The sequence below is a fragment of the Streptomyces sp. NPDC048254 genome, assembly GCF_043201895.1.
Lineage (GTDB): Bacteria > Actinomycetota > Actinomycetes > Streptomycetales > Streptomycetaceae > Streptomyces.
The window spans coordinates 239,823-255,005 of sequence record NZ_JBICZJ010000002.1 but is presented as its reverse complement, the minus strand read 5'-3'; the positions used below and the strand labels follow the sequence as shown (position 1 = coordinate 255,005).

Annotated in this window: 16 protein-coding genes; 7 read left to right on the top strand and 9 right to left on the bottom strand. The window is 70.2% G+C overall.

What is annotated here, in order from left to right; translation table 11 throughout:
* Window positions 1-162 precede the first annotated feature (162 nt).
* Entirely contained in the window at window positions 163-1,371 is a 1,209-nt protein-coding gene (locus ACGFZQ_RS06475; protein WP_351742144.1) for a nucleotide sugar dehydrogenase, read from the top strand.
* Between the two features lie 118 nt (window positions 1,372-1,489).
* Complete coding sequence (locus tag ACGFZQ_RS06470) at window positions 1,490-2,056, top strand: hypothetical protein (protein WP_393839413.1); 567 nt, start codon at window positions 1,490-1,492, stop codon at window positions 2,054-2,056.
* A 70-nt stretch (window positions 2,057-2,126) separates the two neighbouring features.
* On the opposite strand, the gene ACGFZQ_RS06465 is transcribed toward ACGFZQ_RS06470, so the two are convergent.
* The 4 genes from ACGFZQ_RS06465 to ACGFZQ_RS06450 form a co-directional block, all read right to left on the bottom strand.
* A complete protein-coding gene (locus ACGFZQ_RS06465) occupies window positions 2,127-3,251 on the bottom strand; it encodes a GuaB3 family IMP dehydrogenase-related protein (protein WP_355923078.1) in 1,125 nt (374 codons plus the stop codon).
* Window positions 3,252-3,356: 105 nt separating this feature from the next.
* On the bottom strand, window positions 3,357-4,859 hold the full coding sequence (gene guaB, locus ACGFZQ_RS06460; RefSeq protein WP_393839412.1) for an IMP dehydrogenase: 1,503 nt from the start codon (window positions 4,857-4,859) through the stop codon (window positions 3,357-3,359).
* Window positions 4,860-5,011: 152 nt separating this feature from the next.
* The gene (locus ACGFZQ_RS06455; RefSeq protein WP_351693558.1) at window positions 5,012-5,599 is read right to left on the bottom strand and encodes a sigma-70 family RNA polymerase sigma factor; all 588 of its coding nucleotides are present in this window, start codon (window positions 5,597-5,599) and stop codon (window positions 5,012-5,014) included.
* Between the two features lie 277 nt (window positions 5,600-5,876).
* Window positions 5,877-6,488: a response regulator transcription factor gene (locus ACGFZQ_RS06450; RefSeq protein WP_003948568.1), complete on the bottom strand. Its 612-nt coding sequence runs from the start codon at window positions 6,486-6,488 to the stop codon at window positions 5,877-5,879.
* 381 nt (window positions 6,489-6,869) lie between these two features.
* On the opposite strand from ACGFZQ_RS06450, the gene ACGFZQ_RS06445 reads away from it, so the two are divergent.
* Window positions 6,870-7,199: a WhiB family transcriptional regulator gene (locus ACGFZQ_RS06445; protein ID WP_351742155.1), complete on the top strand. Its 330-nt coding sequence runs from the start codon at window positions 6,870-6,872 to the stop codon at window positions 7,197-7,199.
* A gap of 81 nt (window positions 7,200-7,280) precedes the next feature.
* On the opposite strand, the gene ACGFZQ_RS06440 is transcribed toward ACGFZQ_RS06445, so the two are convergent.
* Window positions 7,281-8,180 (bottom strand): LysR family transcriptional regulator, encoded by a 900-nt coding sequence (locus ACGFZQ_RS06440; RefSeq protein ID WP_393839411.1) that lies wholly within the window; start codon window positions 8,178-8,180, stop codon window positions 7,281-7,283.
* 79 nt (window positions 8,181-8,259) lie between these two features.
* Between ACGFZQ_RS06440 and ACGFZQ_RS06435 the strand changes: the two genes are divergently transcribed.
* The 4 genes from ACGFZQ_RS06435 (at window position 8,260) to ACGFZQ_RS06420 (ending at window position 10,913) form a co-directional block, all read left to right on the top strand.
* A complete protein-coding gene (locus tag ACGFZQ_RS06435) occupies window positions 8,260-8,928 on the top strand; it encodes an MOSC domain-containing protein (protein ID WP_393839410.1) in 669 nt (222 codons plus the stop codon).
* 97 nt (window positions 8,929-9,025) lie between these two features.
* Complete coding sequence (locus ACGFZQ_RS06430; protein ID WP_351742164.1) at window positions 9,026-9,799, top strand: SDR family oxidoreductase; 774 nt, start codon at window positions 9,026-9,028, stop codon at window positions 9,797-9,799.
* 75 nt (window positions 9,800-9,874) lie between these two features.
* Window positions 9,875-10,582 (top strand): ester cyclase, encoded by a 708-nt coding sequence (locus tag ACGFZQ_RS06425; RefSeq protein WP_393839409.1) that lies wholly within the window; start codon window positions 9,875-9,877, stop codon window positions 10,580-10,582.
* Window positions 10,583-10,721: 139 nt separating this feature from the next.
* Window positions 10,722-10,913, top strand: a complete 192-nt coding sequence (locus tag ACGFZQ_RS06420; protein ID WP_393839408.1) for a hypothetical protein — start codon at window positions 10,722-10,724, stop codon at window positions 10,911-10,913.
* A gap of 232 nt (window positions 10,914-11,145) precedes the next feature.
* On the opposite strand, the gene groL is transcribed toward ACGFZQ_RS06420, so the two are convergent.
* The 4 genes from groL to ACGFZQ_RS06400 all read right to left on the bottom strand — a co-directional run bounded on the left by groL (window position 11,146) and on the right by ACGFZQ_RS06400 (window position 15,137).
* Window positions 11,146-12,771 (bottom strand): chaperonin GroEL, encoded by a 1,626-nt coding sequence (groL, locus tag ACGFZQ_RS06415; RefSeq protein WP_351693584.1) that lies wholly within the window; start codon window positions 12,769-12,771, stop codon window positions 11,146-11,148.
* A gap of 117 nt (window positions 12,772-12,888) precedes the next feature.
* On the bottom strand, window positions 12,889-13,197 hold the full coding sequence (gene groES, locus ACGFZQ_RS06410; protein WP_330459340.1) for a co-chaperone GroES: 309 nt from the start codon (window positions 13,195-13,197) through the stop codon (window positions 12,889-12,891).
* Window positions 13,198-13,449: 252 nt separating this feature from the next.
* Entirely contained in the window at window positions 13,450-14,253 is an 804-nt protein-coding gene (locus ACGFZQ_RS06405) for a polysaccharide deacetylase family protein (RefSeq protein ID WP_393839407.1), read from the bottom strand.
* Window positions 14,250-15,137: a polysaccharide deacetylase family protein gene (locus ACGFZQ_RS06400; RefSeq protein ID WP_393839406.1), complete on the bottom strand. Its 888-nt coding sequence runs from the start codon at window positions 15,135-15,137 to the stop codon at window positions 14,250-14,252. The genes ACGFZQ_RS06405 and ACGFZQ_RS06400 overlap by 4 nt, the downstream gene beginning before the upstream one ends.
* Window positions 15,138-15,183 lie beyond the last annotated feature (46 nt).

The window sequence follows — 15,183 nt, the reverse complement described above, 5'->3', positions numbered from 1 at the left end:
CCCAGCCTGTGGACAACGCTCACCGAACCCCCGGAAGACACACGTACACAATCCCACATAACGTTCATATTTACTCCTAGTCTGACATTGCGCTTCGCTCATCCTGTCCACAGGGCTTGCGCACCTGTCCCGCTTCGGTTACTGGGAAGGACGGCCCACGCCATGCCCGCAGACCTCGCCGTCATGGGACTCGGTCCCTACGGCCTGCCCCTCGCCCAGGCCGCCGTGGCCGCCGGCATCCCCACGATCGGGTACGCCACCGGTCCCGAGGCGGGCTCGCTCAGCCCCGCCGAGCTGCGCCGGATGCTCTCGGGGGGCTTCCGGGTGGCCAAGGACCCGGCCGAGCTCGGGCGGGTGCGGACGGCCGTGATCTGCGCGCCGACCCCGCGCGGCGCCGACGGCGGGCTCGACCTGAGCCGGGTGGAGGCCGCGGCCCGCACCCTGGCCGAGCGGCTGCGCCCGCACACCACGGTCATCCTGGAGTCGCCGGTCCACCCGGGGACGACGGAGGACTTCCTGCGGCCTCTGCTGGAGAAGGGCTCGGGTCTGCGCGCGGGGCGCGATTTCCATCTCGCCTACTCGCCCAGCCGGGTGGATCCCGGCAGCCGCGACTTCACCCCGGCCAACACCCCGAAGGTCATCGGCGGTCTCACGCCGGCCTGCACGGAGTCGGCCGCCGCGTTCTACGGCCGGCTCACCGACAAGGTGGTACGCGCGCGTGGCCCGCGCGAAGCCGAGACCGTGCAGCTCCTGGAGACCAACTTCCGGCACGTCAACATCGCCCTCGTCAACGAGATGGCCGTCCTCTGCCATGACCTGGGCGTCGACCTGTGGGACGTGATCCGCTGCGCGGAGACCAAGCCGTTCGGATTCCAGGCCTTCCGCCCCGGACCCGGTATCGGCGGCCACGGGGTCGCCCAGGACCTGTCCGGCGTCGCCGGCCGCGGCCTGCGCATGGTGGAACTGGCCCAGCAGGTCAACAACCGGATGCCGGGGTACGTCGTCCAGCGCGCCGCCGCGCTGCTCAACGAGCACGGCAAGTCGGCCCGCGGCGCGCGCGTGTTGCTGCTCGGCGTCACCTACAAGGCCGACCTCGCCGACCAGCAGGCCACGCCCGCCCGTGAGATCGCGATCCGGCTGATGGAACTGGGCGCCTCGATCAGTTACCACGACCCGCACATCGCGTCCTGGAACGTCCTGGACCGCCCTGTCCCCCGCGCGGACTCCCTCTACGAGGCGGCCGCCGACGCCGATCTGACGATCCTGGTCCAGCAGCACCGGACGTACGACCTCCAGGGTCTGTCGGTGAAGGCACAGCTGCTGCTGGACACGCGCGGGGCGACACCGACGGGGGCGGCTCACCGGCTCTGAAATCACCAGGAGCGTTGTCACAGGCTCCTGTTAGTCTCCCCTCACTCGTCGCACAGGTGTGCGCACGTCGCTTCACCTCGCCGTTCTCGCAGTGATCCACCAGGGGGGATTTTCTGTCATGAGCCAGTCAGCTCCACCACCGCCGCAGCCACAGCCCCAGTCGCACCCGCAGCCGCAGCCGCAGCCCGCCGACGGCAACCCGTTCGCCCAGCAGCAGGCTCCGTCGCCGTACGCCGCCCAGCCCGGCGCCGTACCCCCGCCTCCGGCGCCGCCCGCGCCGCCCCGGGGCAATGTCGCCGTCGGCCTGGCCGCCGCCGTCGTCGCGGCCGTGGCCGCCGCCGCCCTCTACGGCGTGGTCATCGGCCTCACCAAGCACGAGATCGGCTGGGCGGCGGTCGGCGTCGGCTTCGTCATAGGCCTCGCGGCCGGCCGGCTCGGCGGCCGCAACCCGATGCTCGCCGTCGTCAGCACCGTCCTCGCGCTCGGCTCCGTCTACCTGGGCCAGCTGGTCGGCGAGGCGATGATCGGCGCCGACCAGCTCGACGTGAGCTTCTCCGAGCTGTTCTTCCAGCACTTCGGCGTCGTCCAGGACGCGTGGAAGGAAGAGTCCGACCCGCTGACCTTCCTCTTCTTCGCGATCGCCGGGTGGGCGGCGTTCTCGGGAGCCAAGAAGGCGGCGGCCTGACCGGCTCGTGGTACACGAGAGGGCCGGTCACCCCACCCGGGTGTCCGGCCCTTCGCTCGTCCTCCGGGAACTACCGCTTGTGCTGGCTGTCCGCCACCGTCACCTCGACGCGCTGGAACTCCTTCAGCTCGCTGTAGCCGGTCGTGGCCATCGCCCGCCGCAGCGCCCCGAAGATGTTCATCGAGCCGTCGGGGATGTGGGACGGGCCGGTGAGGATCTCCTCGATCGTGCCGACCGTGCCGAGGTCGACCTTCTTGCCACGCGGGAGTTCCTCGTTGACGGCCTCCATGCCCCAGTGGTGGCCCTTGCCGGGGCCGTCCGTGGCGCGGGCCAGCGGGGAGCCCATCATGACCGCGTCGGCGCCGCAGGCGATCGCCTTGGGGAGGTCGCCGGACCAGCCGACACCGCCGTCGGCGATGACGTGGACGTACCGGCCGCCGGACTCGTCCATGTAGTCGCGGCGGGCGGCGGCCACGTCCGCGACGGCCGTGGCCATCGGGACCTGGATACCCAGCACGTTGCGCGTGGTGTGCGCGGCGCCGCCGCCGAAGCCGACGAGCACGCCGGCCGCGCCCGTGCGCATCAGGTGCAGGGCGGCGGTGTACGTGGCGCAGCCGCCGACGATGACCGGGACGTCCAGTTCGTAGATGAACTGCTTCAGGTTCAGCGGCTCGTGCGAACCCGACACGTGCTCCGCCGAGACCGTCGTACCGCGGATGACGAAGATGTCCACGCCCGCGTCGACGACGGCCTTGGAGAACTGGGCCGTGCGCTGCGGGGAGAGCGCGGCGGCGGTGACCACGCCCGAGTCGCGCACCTCCTTGATGCGCTGCCCGATCAGCTCCTCCTTGATGGGAGCCGCGTAGATCTCCTGGAGGCGGCGGGTCGCGGCGTCCGCGTCCAGCTCGGTGATCTCGTCGAGCAGCGGCTGCGGGTCCTCGTAGCGCGTCCACAGACCTTCGAGGTTCAGCACCCCGAGGCCGCCGAGCTCGCCGATGCGGATCGCGGTGGCCGGGGAGACGACCGAGTCCATGGGGGCGGCCAGGAACGGCAGCTCGAACCGGTAGGCGTCGATCTGCCAGGCGATCGAGACCTCCTTCGGGTCCCGCGTACGGCGGCTGGGGACGACGGCGATGTCGTCGAAGGCGTACGCCCGGCGGCCGCGCTTGCCGCGCCCGATCTCGATCTCAGTCACGTCTGTGGCCTTTCCCTCTTCGTTTCAGCGTCTTCCAGTATCGCCGACGGGTACGACAAGGGCGGCCCCGGTGCATCCGGGGCCGCCCTGGAAAGGCCGTGGTGACTACTTGCGGCTGTAGTTCGGCGCCTCGACCGTCATCTGGATGTCGTGCGGGTGGCTCTCCTTGAGGCCCGCGGAGGTGATGCGGACGAACTTGCCCTTGGACTCCATCTCCTCGATGGTGGCGGCGCCCACGTAGCCCATGGTCTGGCGCAGACCGCCGACGAGCTGGTGCAGCACGTTGGAGAGCGGACCGCGGTAGGGCACCTGGCCCTCGACACCCTCGGGCACGAGCTTGTCGTCGGCGGCCACCTCGGCCTGGAAGTACCGGTCCTTCGAGTACGACCTGCCCTGGCCGCGGGACTGCATCGCACCGAGCGATCCCATGCCGCGGTACGACTTGAACTGCTTGCCGTTGATGAAGAGGAGCTCGCCGGGCGACTCCTCGCAGCCGGCCAGCAGGCTGCCGAGCATCACGGTGTCGGCACCGGCGGCGAGCGCCTTGCCGATGTCGCCGGAGTACTGCAGACCGCCGTCGCCGATCAGCGGGATGCCGGCCGCGCGGGCGGCGAGGGACGCCTCGTAGATGGCGGTGACCTGCGGGACACCGATGCCGGCGACCACGCGCGTGGTGCAGATGGAGCCGGGGCCCACGCCCACCTTGATGCCGTCGACACCGGCGTCGATGAGCGCCTGGGCGCCGTCGCGGGTGGCGACGTTGCCGCCGATCACGTCGACGTCCACGCTCGACTTGATCTTCGACATCCAGCTGAGGGCGTTGCTGTTGTGACCGTGCGAGGTGTCGACGACCAGGAAGTCCGCGCCGGCCTCGGCGAGCGCCTGGGCCCGCTCCAGGGCCTCGGGACTGGCCCCGACGGCGGCGCCGACGAGCAGGCGGCCCTCGGCGTCCTTGGCGGCGCTCGGGTACTTCTCGGCCTTGACGAAGTCCTTGACCGTGATCAGCCCCTTGAGGACGCCCTCGGCGTCGACCAGCGGCAGCTTCTCGATCTTGTGCTTGCGCAGCAGCTGGATGGCCTCGGTGCCGGAGATGCCGACCTTGCCGGTGACCAGCGGCATCGGGGTCATGACCTCGTGCACGCGGCGGGTGCGGTCGCTCTCGAAGGCCATGTCACGGTTGGTGACGATGCCGAGCAGCTTGCCGGCCGGATCGGTGACGGGCACACCGCTGATGCGGAACTTGGCGCACAGGGCGTCGGCCTCGGCGAGGGTCGCCTCCGGGCGCACCGTGATGGGGTCGGTGACCATGCCGGACTCGGACCGCTTGACCAGGTCGACCTGGTTGACCTGGTCCTCGACCGACAGGTTGCGGTGCAGCACGCCGACGCCGCCGAGGCGGGCCATCGCGATCGCCATGCGGGACTCGGTCACCTTGTCCATCGCCGCCGACAGGAGCGGGATGTTGACCCGGACGTTGCGGGAGATGCGGGACGAGGTGTCGACCGCGTTCGGGAGCACCTCGGATGCGCCCGGCAGCAGCAGCACGTCGTCGTAGGTAAGCCCGAGTGTCGCGAATTTTCCGGGCACTCCGTCGACGTTGGCAGTCATGACACCTTCCCCAAATGGCCTTGAACGGTGCGGATGTCCATGCTAACGGGAAGCACAGGCCCCAAATTCCACGGTACGACTCAGCCTCGGGCTTCGTATGTTCGTACGGAAACGAGCGCACGCCTGTTCATCGGGGGCGGCGAACCGTGCGGCTACTGCTCCGCCAGGGCGCGCAGCCGGCTCAGGGCCCGGTGCTGGGCGACCCGGACCGCGCCCGGTGACATTCCCAACATCTGACCCGTCTCCTCGGCGGTGAGGCCCACCGCGATGCGCAGGAGAAGGAGCTCGCGCTGGTTCTCGGGGAGGTTGGCCAGGAGTTTCTTGGCCCATTCGGCGTCGCTGCTGAGCAGCGCCCGCTCCTCGGGACCGAGGGAGTCGTCGGGGCGTTCCGGCATCTCGTCGGAGGGGACGGCCGTGGAGCCCGGATGGCGCATCGCGGCCCGCTGGAGGTCGGCGACCTTGTGGGAGGCGATGGCGAAGACGAAGGCCTCGAAGGGGCGGCCGGTGTCGCGATAGCGGGGCAGCGCGAGGAGAACCGCCACGCAGACCTCCTGGGCCAGGTCCTCCACGAAGTGGCGGGCGTCACCCGGGAGGCGCGACAGGCGCGTACGGCAGTAGCGCAGCGCGAGCGGGTGGACATGGGCGAGCAGGTCGTGCGTGGCCTGCTCGTCCCCGTCGACGGCGCGATGGACGAGAGCGCCGATCGTCCCTATGGCGGTGACCGCCTCGTCGTCGCGCATCGGTCCATCGTGCCCTGCGGCCGTCGGCGGTGTGGCACCGCGTCCGTCGTTGTGCACCGAAGCGTTATGAGCAGGTGCGCCGGAACTCATCCCTTGCGCCCTCCCCTTCCGCTCGAACGACTCGTCCCCGAGAGACTCCACACCTCAAGGATGCGGCATCGGCGCCGAAACGAGCAGCGGGCCTCCGGCGCTCCGCCTTGCGGACCCCGCCCACCATGGGGTAGGCGGGGGCGTCCGGTCGGTCCGCGGTCCCGCTGCGACGCAGCTCACCGCCCTGCTAACGGACCAGTCCCCAGCGGAAGCCGAGGGCCACCGCGTGGGCGCGGTCGGAGGCGCCGAGCTTCTTGAACAGGCGCCGGGCATGGGTCTTCACGGTGTCCTCGGAGAGGAACAGCTCGCGGCCGATCTCGGCGTTGGAGCGGCCGTGACTCATGCCCTCCAGGACCTGGATCTCGCGCGCGGTGAGCGTGGGCGCGGCGCCCATCTCGGCCGAGCGGAGACGGCGGGGCGCCAGCCGCCAGGTGGGGTCGGCGAGCGCCTGGGTGACGGTCGCGCGCAGTTCCGCACGCGAGGCGTCCTTGTGCAGGTAGCCGCGGGCGCCGGCCGCGACGGCCAGGGCCACCCCGTCCAGGTCCTCGGCGACCGTGAGCATGATGATGCGCGCGCCGGGGTCGGCCGACAGCAGCCGGCGCACGGTCTCGACACCGCCCAGTCCGGGCATGCGCACGTCCATCAGGATCAGGTCGGAGCGGTCGGCGCCCCAGCGGCGGAGGACTTCCTCGCCGTTGGCCGCCGTCGTCACGCGCTCGACGCCGGGCACGGTCGCCACCGCGCGGCGCAGCGCCTCTCGGGCAAGCGGGGAGTCGTCGCAGACGAGGACGGATGTCATGACCGCCCTCCGCAGCTGATGCGCGTCACCTTGAGCCTCCAGGCTGGTACGGAATCGTCACCTGTGCGGTCGACCGTCTCGGACGCCTGCCCGAGCGCTTGTTGTTTCAACCGCCTCCGCACTCTCAACGACGGTCACTCGAAAGAGTTACGGGGCCTCATGCCGTCTTCGGCACTCTACGTGAGGGGGCGGACACGGTGCAGACATGGACGTCAGACCCTCAACTTTTCATCACATCCAATGCCCCATTTAGACCTTTTTCTTCCCGTTTCACGGTGTCTGGGGCTAGATTCGCAATGAGTCATATTTTCATCTCTCTAGACCGGAGATGTACGGTCGTTGGCACCGTATCCGCCCAGAACGGCTACAAGGGGTCACGTAATGGCAGATTTCTCCCGCCTTCCCGGACCGAACGCGGACCTGTGGGACTGGCAGCTCCTGGCCGCCTGCCGTGGGGTCGACAGCTCGCTCTTCTTCCATCCCGAGGGCGAGCGCGGGGCGGCTCGGAGTGCCCGTGAGAACTCGGCCAAGGAGGTCTGCATGAGGTGCCCGGTCCGCGCGGAGTGCGCGGCGCACGCGCTGGCGGTCCGCGAGCCGTACGGCGTCTGGGGCGGCCTGACCGAGGACGAGCGCGAAGAGCTCATGGGGCGGGCGCGCAACAGGCTGGTGTCGGCAGCGACGACCAGCGGCGACCCCCTCCCGCACACCTGAAAGAACCGACTCCCCCGCACACGCCTGAAATAACGTTTCTTCAAACCGCTGCCGAGTGGGCCGTCCGTCGGCCCCGCCTCCCTAGGCCCGCCGGGCCGCCCTGCGCAGCTGTTCCAGCGTCGCCGCCACGGCCGGCACCTGTGCCAGGTCGGGCAGGGTGAGGGCGACGATCTCCCGCACCACCGCGGGTTCCAGCGCCACCGTGCGCACGCCTCTCGGGCGTACCGACTCGACCGCCAGCTGGGGCAGCACCGCTACACCCAGACCGGCGCCGACCAGGCCGACCACGGCCGGGTAGTCGTCGGTGGCGAAATCGATGCGCGGCGTGAAGCCCACGTTCTCGCACGCCTGGACGAGCTGTCCCCGGCAGCGCGGGCAGCCCGCGATCCAGGGCTCGTCGGCGAGTTCCCCGAGGGCGACCGATTCCGCGCGCGCGAGCCGGTGCCGTTCGGGCAGCAGGCCGACCAGCCGGTCCGTCAGCAGCGGCCGCACCACCAGGTCGTCCCACTCCTCGGCGCCCGCCGCACCCTCGTAGCGGAAGGCCAGCGCGATGTCGCAGTCGCCCGCGCGCAGCAGCTCCACGGACTTCGGCGGCTCGGCCTCCTCCAGGGAGACCCGGGTGCCGGGGTGGGCCGCGCGCAGGGCGGCCAGTGCCGTCGGGACCAGGGTGGAGCTGCCGCTCGGGAAGGAGACCAGGCGGACCCGGCCGGCGCGCAGGCCGGCGATCGCGGCGACCTCCTCCTCGGCGGCGGTGAGCCCGGCGAGGATCCCGGAGGCGTGCCGCACGAGGGCCTCGCCGGCCTGGGTCAGGCGCATCTCACGGCCGTTGCGCACCAGCAGCGGGGTGCCGACGGAGGTCTCCAGGGCCTTCATCTGCTGGCTGACGGCGGGCTGGGTGCAGCCCAGTTCGCGCCCCGCCGCCGAGAAGGAACCGGTGGTGGCGACGGCACGCAGGACACGGAGATGACGGGCCTCTATCACTCTCCGAGCATAAGGCGGGCTTGGACAGCACGCGTAATAACGCGTCGACGCTTTGAGGCAGGTCCCGTACCTTCGGACCATGGAGCTTCTCTCGGTGAACCTCGGCATCCCGACGCCGTCGCCCCACACGGACCAGAAGGACGGCGTGACCGGCATCGACAAGCGACCCGCGGACGGCCCGGTGCGGGTGCAGGCGCCCGGCCCGAAGGGGGTCGCGGGCGGCGGGCTGGCCGGGGACACGGTGTGCGAGCTGCGCCACCACGGCGGCGACGACCAGGCTGTGTACGCCTACGCGCGCGAGGACCTCGACGACTGGGAGAAGGAGCTCGGCCGGCCGCTGCCGAACGGCTGTTTCGGTGAGAACCTCACGACAAACGGGCTGAACGTGTCGGATGCGCTGATCGGCGAGCGCTGGCGGATCGGTTCCGAGGTCGTACTGGAGGTCACCTCCGGGCGCATCCCGTGCCGCACTTTTCAGGGCCATCTGGGCGAGCGGGGATGGGTGAAGAGGTTCACGCGGAAGGGTGCGACCGGTGCCTACCTCCGGGTGATCGAACCGGGTGAGATCCGGGCCGGCGACCCGATCGAGATCATCCACCGCCCGGCCCACGGGGTGACGGCGGCGCTGCAGTTCCGCGCGGTCACCACCGAGCGGGAGCTGCTGCCCCGGCTCCTCGCGGCGGGCGAGGCGCTGCACCCGGAATCGCTGGCGCGGGCCCGGAAGTACATGGCGGCGCGGCAGGACTGAACGGCTGTCACCCGCACGCCGTTCACCAGCGCTTCACCCATCGGGAGAGCTGGTGCGCGCAGCGGACGCCGTCAGTCCGGGTAACTACCCTTGGGCCATGACAACGGCTCTGATTACGGGATCGACCGCGGGGATCGGTGCCGCGTTCGCGCGGCGGCTGGCGGCGGACGGGCACAACCTCGTCCTGGTGGCGCGGGACACCAAACGGCTGCGCGAACAGGCGACCGAGCTCCACGACCGGCACGGCATCGAGGCGGAGGTGCTCACCGCCGACCTCGCGGAGGACACCGGCATCGAGTCGGTCGCCGCCCGCCTCGGCGACCGCCGGAACCCGGTCGACCTGCTGATCAACAACGCCGGTTTCGGCAACAAGGGCCGCTATCTGGACGTCTCGATGGCCGACGAGCTGAAGATGCTCAAGGTGCACTGCGAGGCGGTGCTGCGGCTGACCTCGGCGGCGGCGGAGGCGATGCGGGAGCGCGGGCGCGGCGGTGTCGTCAACGTGGCCTCGGTGGCGGCCTTCGTGCCCCGGGGCACCTACGGCGCGTCGAAGGCGTGGGTCGTGCAGTTCACCCAGGGCGCGGCGCGCGATCTGGCGGGGACCGGCGTCCGTCTGATGGCGCTGGCGCCCGGTTTCGTGCGCACCGAGTTCCATCAGCGGGCCGGGATGGGCACGGACAACATCCCGGGCTGGATGTGGCTGGACGCCGACAAGCTGGTCGAGGCGGCGCTCGCCGACCTCGCGCGCGGCAAGACGCTGTCGATCCCGGACCCGCGGTACAAGGTGCTGACCGGCCTGGCGAAGGTGGCCCCGCGCGGGCTGCTGGGCGGGATCACCTCGAAGACGGGGCGCAAGTACGGGCCGCAGTGACGGCTGCGGTGCCGCTTCCCCCGGTGGGAAAATGGGCGTGACGGTACCGGACCCAGGGGGGCCGGAGGCGGTGGCATGACGTTCGTACAGCTCATCGAGTGCAGGACCAGCCGGCCGACCGAGATGGACCGGCTGATGGACAAGTGGGTCACGCAGGCCAAGGGGAAGCGGACGGCGACGCATGTGGTGGTCGGCAAGGACCGCTCCGACGCGTCGCACCTGGTCGAGATCGTGGAGTTCCCCTCGTACGAGGAGGCGATGCGGAACTCGAACCGACCGGAGACCGACCAGGTGCTCAACGAGATCCTGGCGCTCAGCGACGGGATGCCGACCTTCACGGATCTGGAGGTGGTGCGTGACGAGCGGTGGTACGCCGACACCGCGCGGCGGTTCTTCGAGACGATCGCCGCGCCCGGCCCGCTGGTTCCGCTGGACGGTCTGATCACCGAGGACTACCACGACCACGAGCCGGTCGAGGGCCAGGACACCATCGGCATGGACGCGATGCGGCGCAAGCTGGAGATGTGGCGGGGGGCCTTCGACTTCTCGTTCCTCGTCGAGGACCAGATCGCCCAGGGCGACCGGGTGTGCACCAGGTGGCTCTGGACGGGTGTGCATAAGGCGGCGTTCATGGGGGTGCCGAACACCGGCCGGCAGGTCAGCATGGCCGGGACGACGATCCACCGCTTCGACGCCGACGGGAAGATGGCCGAGGGCTGGTTGCAGTACGACCGGCTCGGGCTGATGGAGCGGCTCGGAGCGCTGGACGCGCTGCAGATCTGAGATGACAGCGGCCGTGAAGTAGTACGACGGGCTCAGGGGTACGACAGTAGGAAGTACCCGCGAGGGGCGAAGCCCCCGTTCCGGATACGGAACGGGGGCTTCATCTGTCCCTGGTCCCGGATGTCGGCTCTGCCGTCAGATGAACCATCACAGCCGCAGGACTGTTCGCCGTCAGCGCGGGGACGGGCGGCCGCCGTCCAGTGGCCAGTACGCCTTCTGGCCCTCGAACCAGAACCACAGCGCCTTCGAATGGGCGGGCAACCTGGACGACACCGACAACGGTGACGGTCACAACGTCTACATGCAGGTTCGCGTCGAGGGCTACGCCTGACCGGTCGGCTCGCCATGGCGAAAGCGGCTGCCCGAAGCCGGGCCTCGGCTTCGGGCAGCCCCTCGGAGCCGAGCGGGGAGGCCGGCCGACGTGGACCGGCGAGCCGACACCGCCGATGCGGACCGGCGAGCCGGATCTGCCGTCCCCTCCGCCCCCAGCACGAGAGCACTGTGCCCCGCCGCAGTGCGGCGGGGCACAGTGACTTACTGCTTACCGGCTTTGCCGGCGTACCTCAGTGCGAGTGGCCGTGGGAGTGACCGGCGGCCGCCGGCTCCTCCTCTTCCTTCTTCTCGACGACCAGGGTCTCGGTCGTCAGGAGGAGGGAGGCGATGGAGGCGGCGTTCTCCAGGGCGGAGCGGGTGACCTTGACCGGGTCGATGACGCCGGCCTTGACCAGGTCGCCGTACTCGCCGGTGGCGGCGTTGAAGCCCTGGCCCTTGTCGAGCTCGGCGACCTTGGAGGTGATGACGTAGCCCTCCAGGCCGGCGTTCTCGGCGATCCAGCGCAGCGGCTCGACGACCGCGCGGCGGACCACGGCGACACCGGTGGCCTCGTCGCCGGTCTTGCCCAGGCCGCCCTCCAGCACCTTCGCTGCGTGGACGAGCGCGGAGCCACCACCGGAGACGATGCCCTCCTCGACCGCGGCGCGGGTCGCGGAGATGGCGTCCTCCAGACGGTGCTTCTTCTCCTTCAGCTCCACCTCGGTGGCGGCGCCGACCTTGATCACGCACACGCCGCCGGCCAGCTTCGCGAGGCGCTCCTGGAGCTTCTCGCGGTCCCAGTCGGAGTCGGTGTTCTCGATCTCGGCCTTGATCTGGGCGACGCGGCCGGTGACGGCACCGGAGTCACCGGCACCGTCGACGACCGTGGTGTCGTCCTTGGTGACCGTGACACGGCGGGCGGAGCCCAGCACGTCCAGGCCGACCTGGTCGAGCTTGAGGCCGACCTCCTCGGAGATGACCGTGGCGCCGGTGAGGATCGCCAGGTCCTCCAGCATCGCCTTGCGGCGGTCGCCGAAGCCGGGGGCCTTGACCGCGACCGCGTTGAAGGTGCCGCGGATCTTGTTGACGACGAGGGTGGAGAGCGCCTCGCCCTCGACGTCCTCGGCGATGATCAGCAGCGGGCGGGAGGCGTTGCTCTGGATGATCTTCTCGAGCAGCGGGAGCAGGTCCGCGATGGAGGAGACCTTGCCCTGGTTGATGAGGATGTAGGGGTCCTCCAGGACGGCCTCCATGCGCTCCTGGTCCGTCACGAAGTACGGCGACAGGTAGCCCTTGTCGAAGGCCATGCCCTCGGTGAAGTCCAGCTCCAGACCGAAGGTGTTGGACTCCTCGACGGTGATGACACCGTCCTTGCCGACCTTGTCCATCGCCTCGGCGATGAGCTCGCCGACCTGCTGGTCCTGGGCGGACAGCGCGGCGACGGCGGCGATGTCGGCCTTGTCGTCGATCGGACGGGCGGAGGAGAGCAGCTCCTCCGAGACGGCGGCGACGGCGGCGTCGATGCCCTTCTTCAGGGCGGCCGGGGAGGCGCCGGCGGCGACGTTCTTCAGGCCCTCGCGGACGAGCGCCTGGGCCAGCACGGTGGCGGTGGTCGTACCGTCACCCGCGATGTCGTTGGTCTTGGTCGCCACCTCCTTCACCAGCTGGGCACCGAGGTTCTCGTACGGGTCGTCGAGCTCGACCTCGCGGGCGATGGTGACGCCGTCGTTGGTGATGGTGGGGGCGCCGAACTTCTTGTCGATGACGACGTTGCGGCCCTTGGGGCCGATCGTCACCTTGACGGTGTCGGCAAGCTTGTTGACGCCGCGCTCGAGGGCGCGACGGGCGTCCTCGTCGAACTTCAGGATCTTCGCCATGGGAGCGGTTCAGCCCTCTCGGAAAGCGTGGGTGAAACGAACCGCGCCCCTGAGCCCGGCTTCATAAGGTCGCGGGGGCCAGGGGCGCAGCTCAAAGCAGAATGTGCTTGGGGTGAACTACTTCTCGATGATCGCGAGCACGTCGCGAGCCGAGAGGACGAGGTACTCGTCGCCGTTGTACTTCACCTCGGTGCCGCCGTACTTGCTGTACAGCACGATGTCGCCGACCTTGACGTCGAGCGGCAGGCGCTCGCCGTTCTCGAAGCGGCCCGGGCCCACGGCGAGGACGGCGCCCTCCTGGGGCTTCTCCTTCGCGGTGTCCGGGATGACCAGGCCAGAGGCGGTGGTCTGCTCGGCGTCGAGCGGCTGGACCACAATGCGGTCCTCGAGCGGCTTGATGGCAACCTTGGAGCTGGTGGTCGTCACGATCCGACCTCCCCCTTCGGAGATCTCACGGGGTTAACTGTCTGAGGTGGCGACCAGGTGGATCCGTCGTCGCGGGTGCCGGACCTGCCCGTCGCGTTGTTGGCACTCTCATCTGCCGAGTGCCAGAGCCGAGACTATGACCGCGATTAGCACTCGGTCAAGCGGAGTGCCAATTGCCTGCGGCGCGGCGCCGAAAAAAACGGCGACCGGGGCCGCTGTGACCGTCCCTGGGGCTGCCGCCCCGGACCCCGCTTACAGGTAATCCTCCAGCCGCCCCACCGTCAGGCCGTTCTCCTGGACCCGGCGGAGCAGGCGGGTCGTGCGTTCGCGCAGGGGCAGGCCCGTGGCCTCGTCCGGGCCGACCAGGACGATGTCGCCGGGGCGCAGCCGCTTCTCACCGCGGCGGTAGGCGACGCCGTCGGCCGTCATCGCCGCACGCCACAGGACCACCGCCGTCACCCCGCAGTCGGCCGCCGCGCGCAGGGTGGTGGTGTCGTACGTGCCGTAGGGCGGGCGGAAGAGGCGGGGGCGGATGCCGAAGCGGGACTTGAGTTTCTCCTGCTGGCCGCAGATCTCGGCGCGCTGGCCTGCGTAGGGCAGGCCGGGCATGGCCGGATGGTCGAGGGTGTGGTTCTGGACGCTCGCGCCGACCTCCTGGAGGCGGGCGAAGTGGCCGTAGCCGGGGCCGACCACACTGTCCGTGAGGAACATGCTCACCGGGAGCCGCAGTTCACGGACCATGTCCACGAACCGGGGGTCCTTCTCGGCGCCGTCGTCGTAGGTGAGGAAGACGACCTTGTCGGTGGTGGTGACGTGGTCGACGACCGGGGGGAGGGCCGTGCGGAGGGCGAGCGGGTGGAGCGGGGGGTGCGGCGCCGGGAGCAGGGGCGCGGTCAGACCCCAGTGGCGGTACGGCTGTTCGCCGGCCGGGCCGTGCGGCCTTACCCGGTCGGCCGCCTTCTTGCCCAGCCGTTCGATCGGGTCGACGGACTGGGCGCAGCCCGCCAGGAGGAGGGCGGCGGTCAGCAGCGCGGCCGTCGCCCTCGGCCGGCTCACAGGTAGTCCTCCAGGCGCGCCACCGCATAGCCCTCGCGGGTGACCTTGTTCAGAAAGCGGCGCATGTCGTCGATCATCGTGCCGTCCCAGTCGTCCTTGCCCCGGAAGTGCGTGAGCACGATGTCACCGGGGTGCAGGCCGCGGTCCCACTCGCGGTACTCCCAGTGGTCGACGAACACCTCCTCGTCCCAGATCGGCGCGTACTTGATGCCGCAGGACTTGGCGGCGCGCAGGGTGTCGCCGTTGTAGTTGCCGTAGGGCGGCCGGAAGACCGTCGGCGCCTTGCCGAACTGCTTCTTCATGATCGCCTGCATGCCGCAGATCTCGTCCTTCTGCTCCTCGTAGGACAGGCCCGGCAGATAGGGGTGGGTCAGGGTGTGGTTGTTGAGGGTGTGGCCCTCGGCCTGCATCGTGCGGAAGAAGCCGTAGTCGTCCTTGACCAGGTAGTTGCTGAGAAAGGCGGTGTAGGGGATCCGCAGGTCGTTCATCATGCGGAGGAACCGCGGGTCCTTGTTCCAGCCGTCGTCGATGGTCAGGAAGACGACCTTCTGCCTGGTCGGGATCGTGGTGAAGACCGGGGGCAGGTCGTCCTCCACCTGCCCGTCCACCTCGAAGCCGTCGCGAGCGGTGATCCTCGGCTTCACCTTCGGCGGGGCCGGGGGCCGCAGCGGGACCGCGTCCAGGCCCCAGCGCCTGGCGGCGGCGACCAGGGCGGCGTGGGAGTCGGGGGCGGGCGCTGCCCGGTGCGGCTGCTGGCCGGCGGCGGGACGGGCGGTGGAGCCGGTGTCGGGCCCCGCGCAGCCGGACATCAGGGCGGCCGCGGCCAGCAGGCCCGCCATACCCGCCTTCAACCCTTTTTTGTCATTTTGTACGACTACTCGCATGGCGTCGGATCCTTCCAGGACCTCCCCCGGAACCGGCGCCGACACC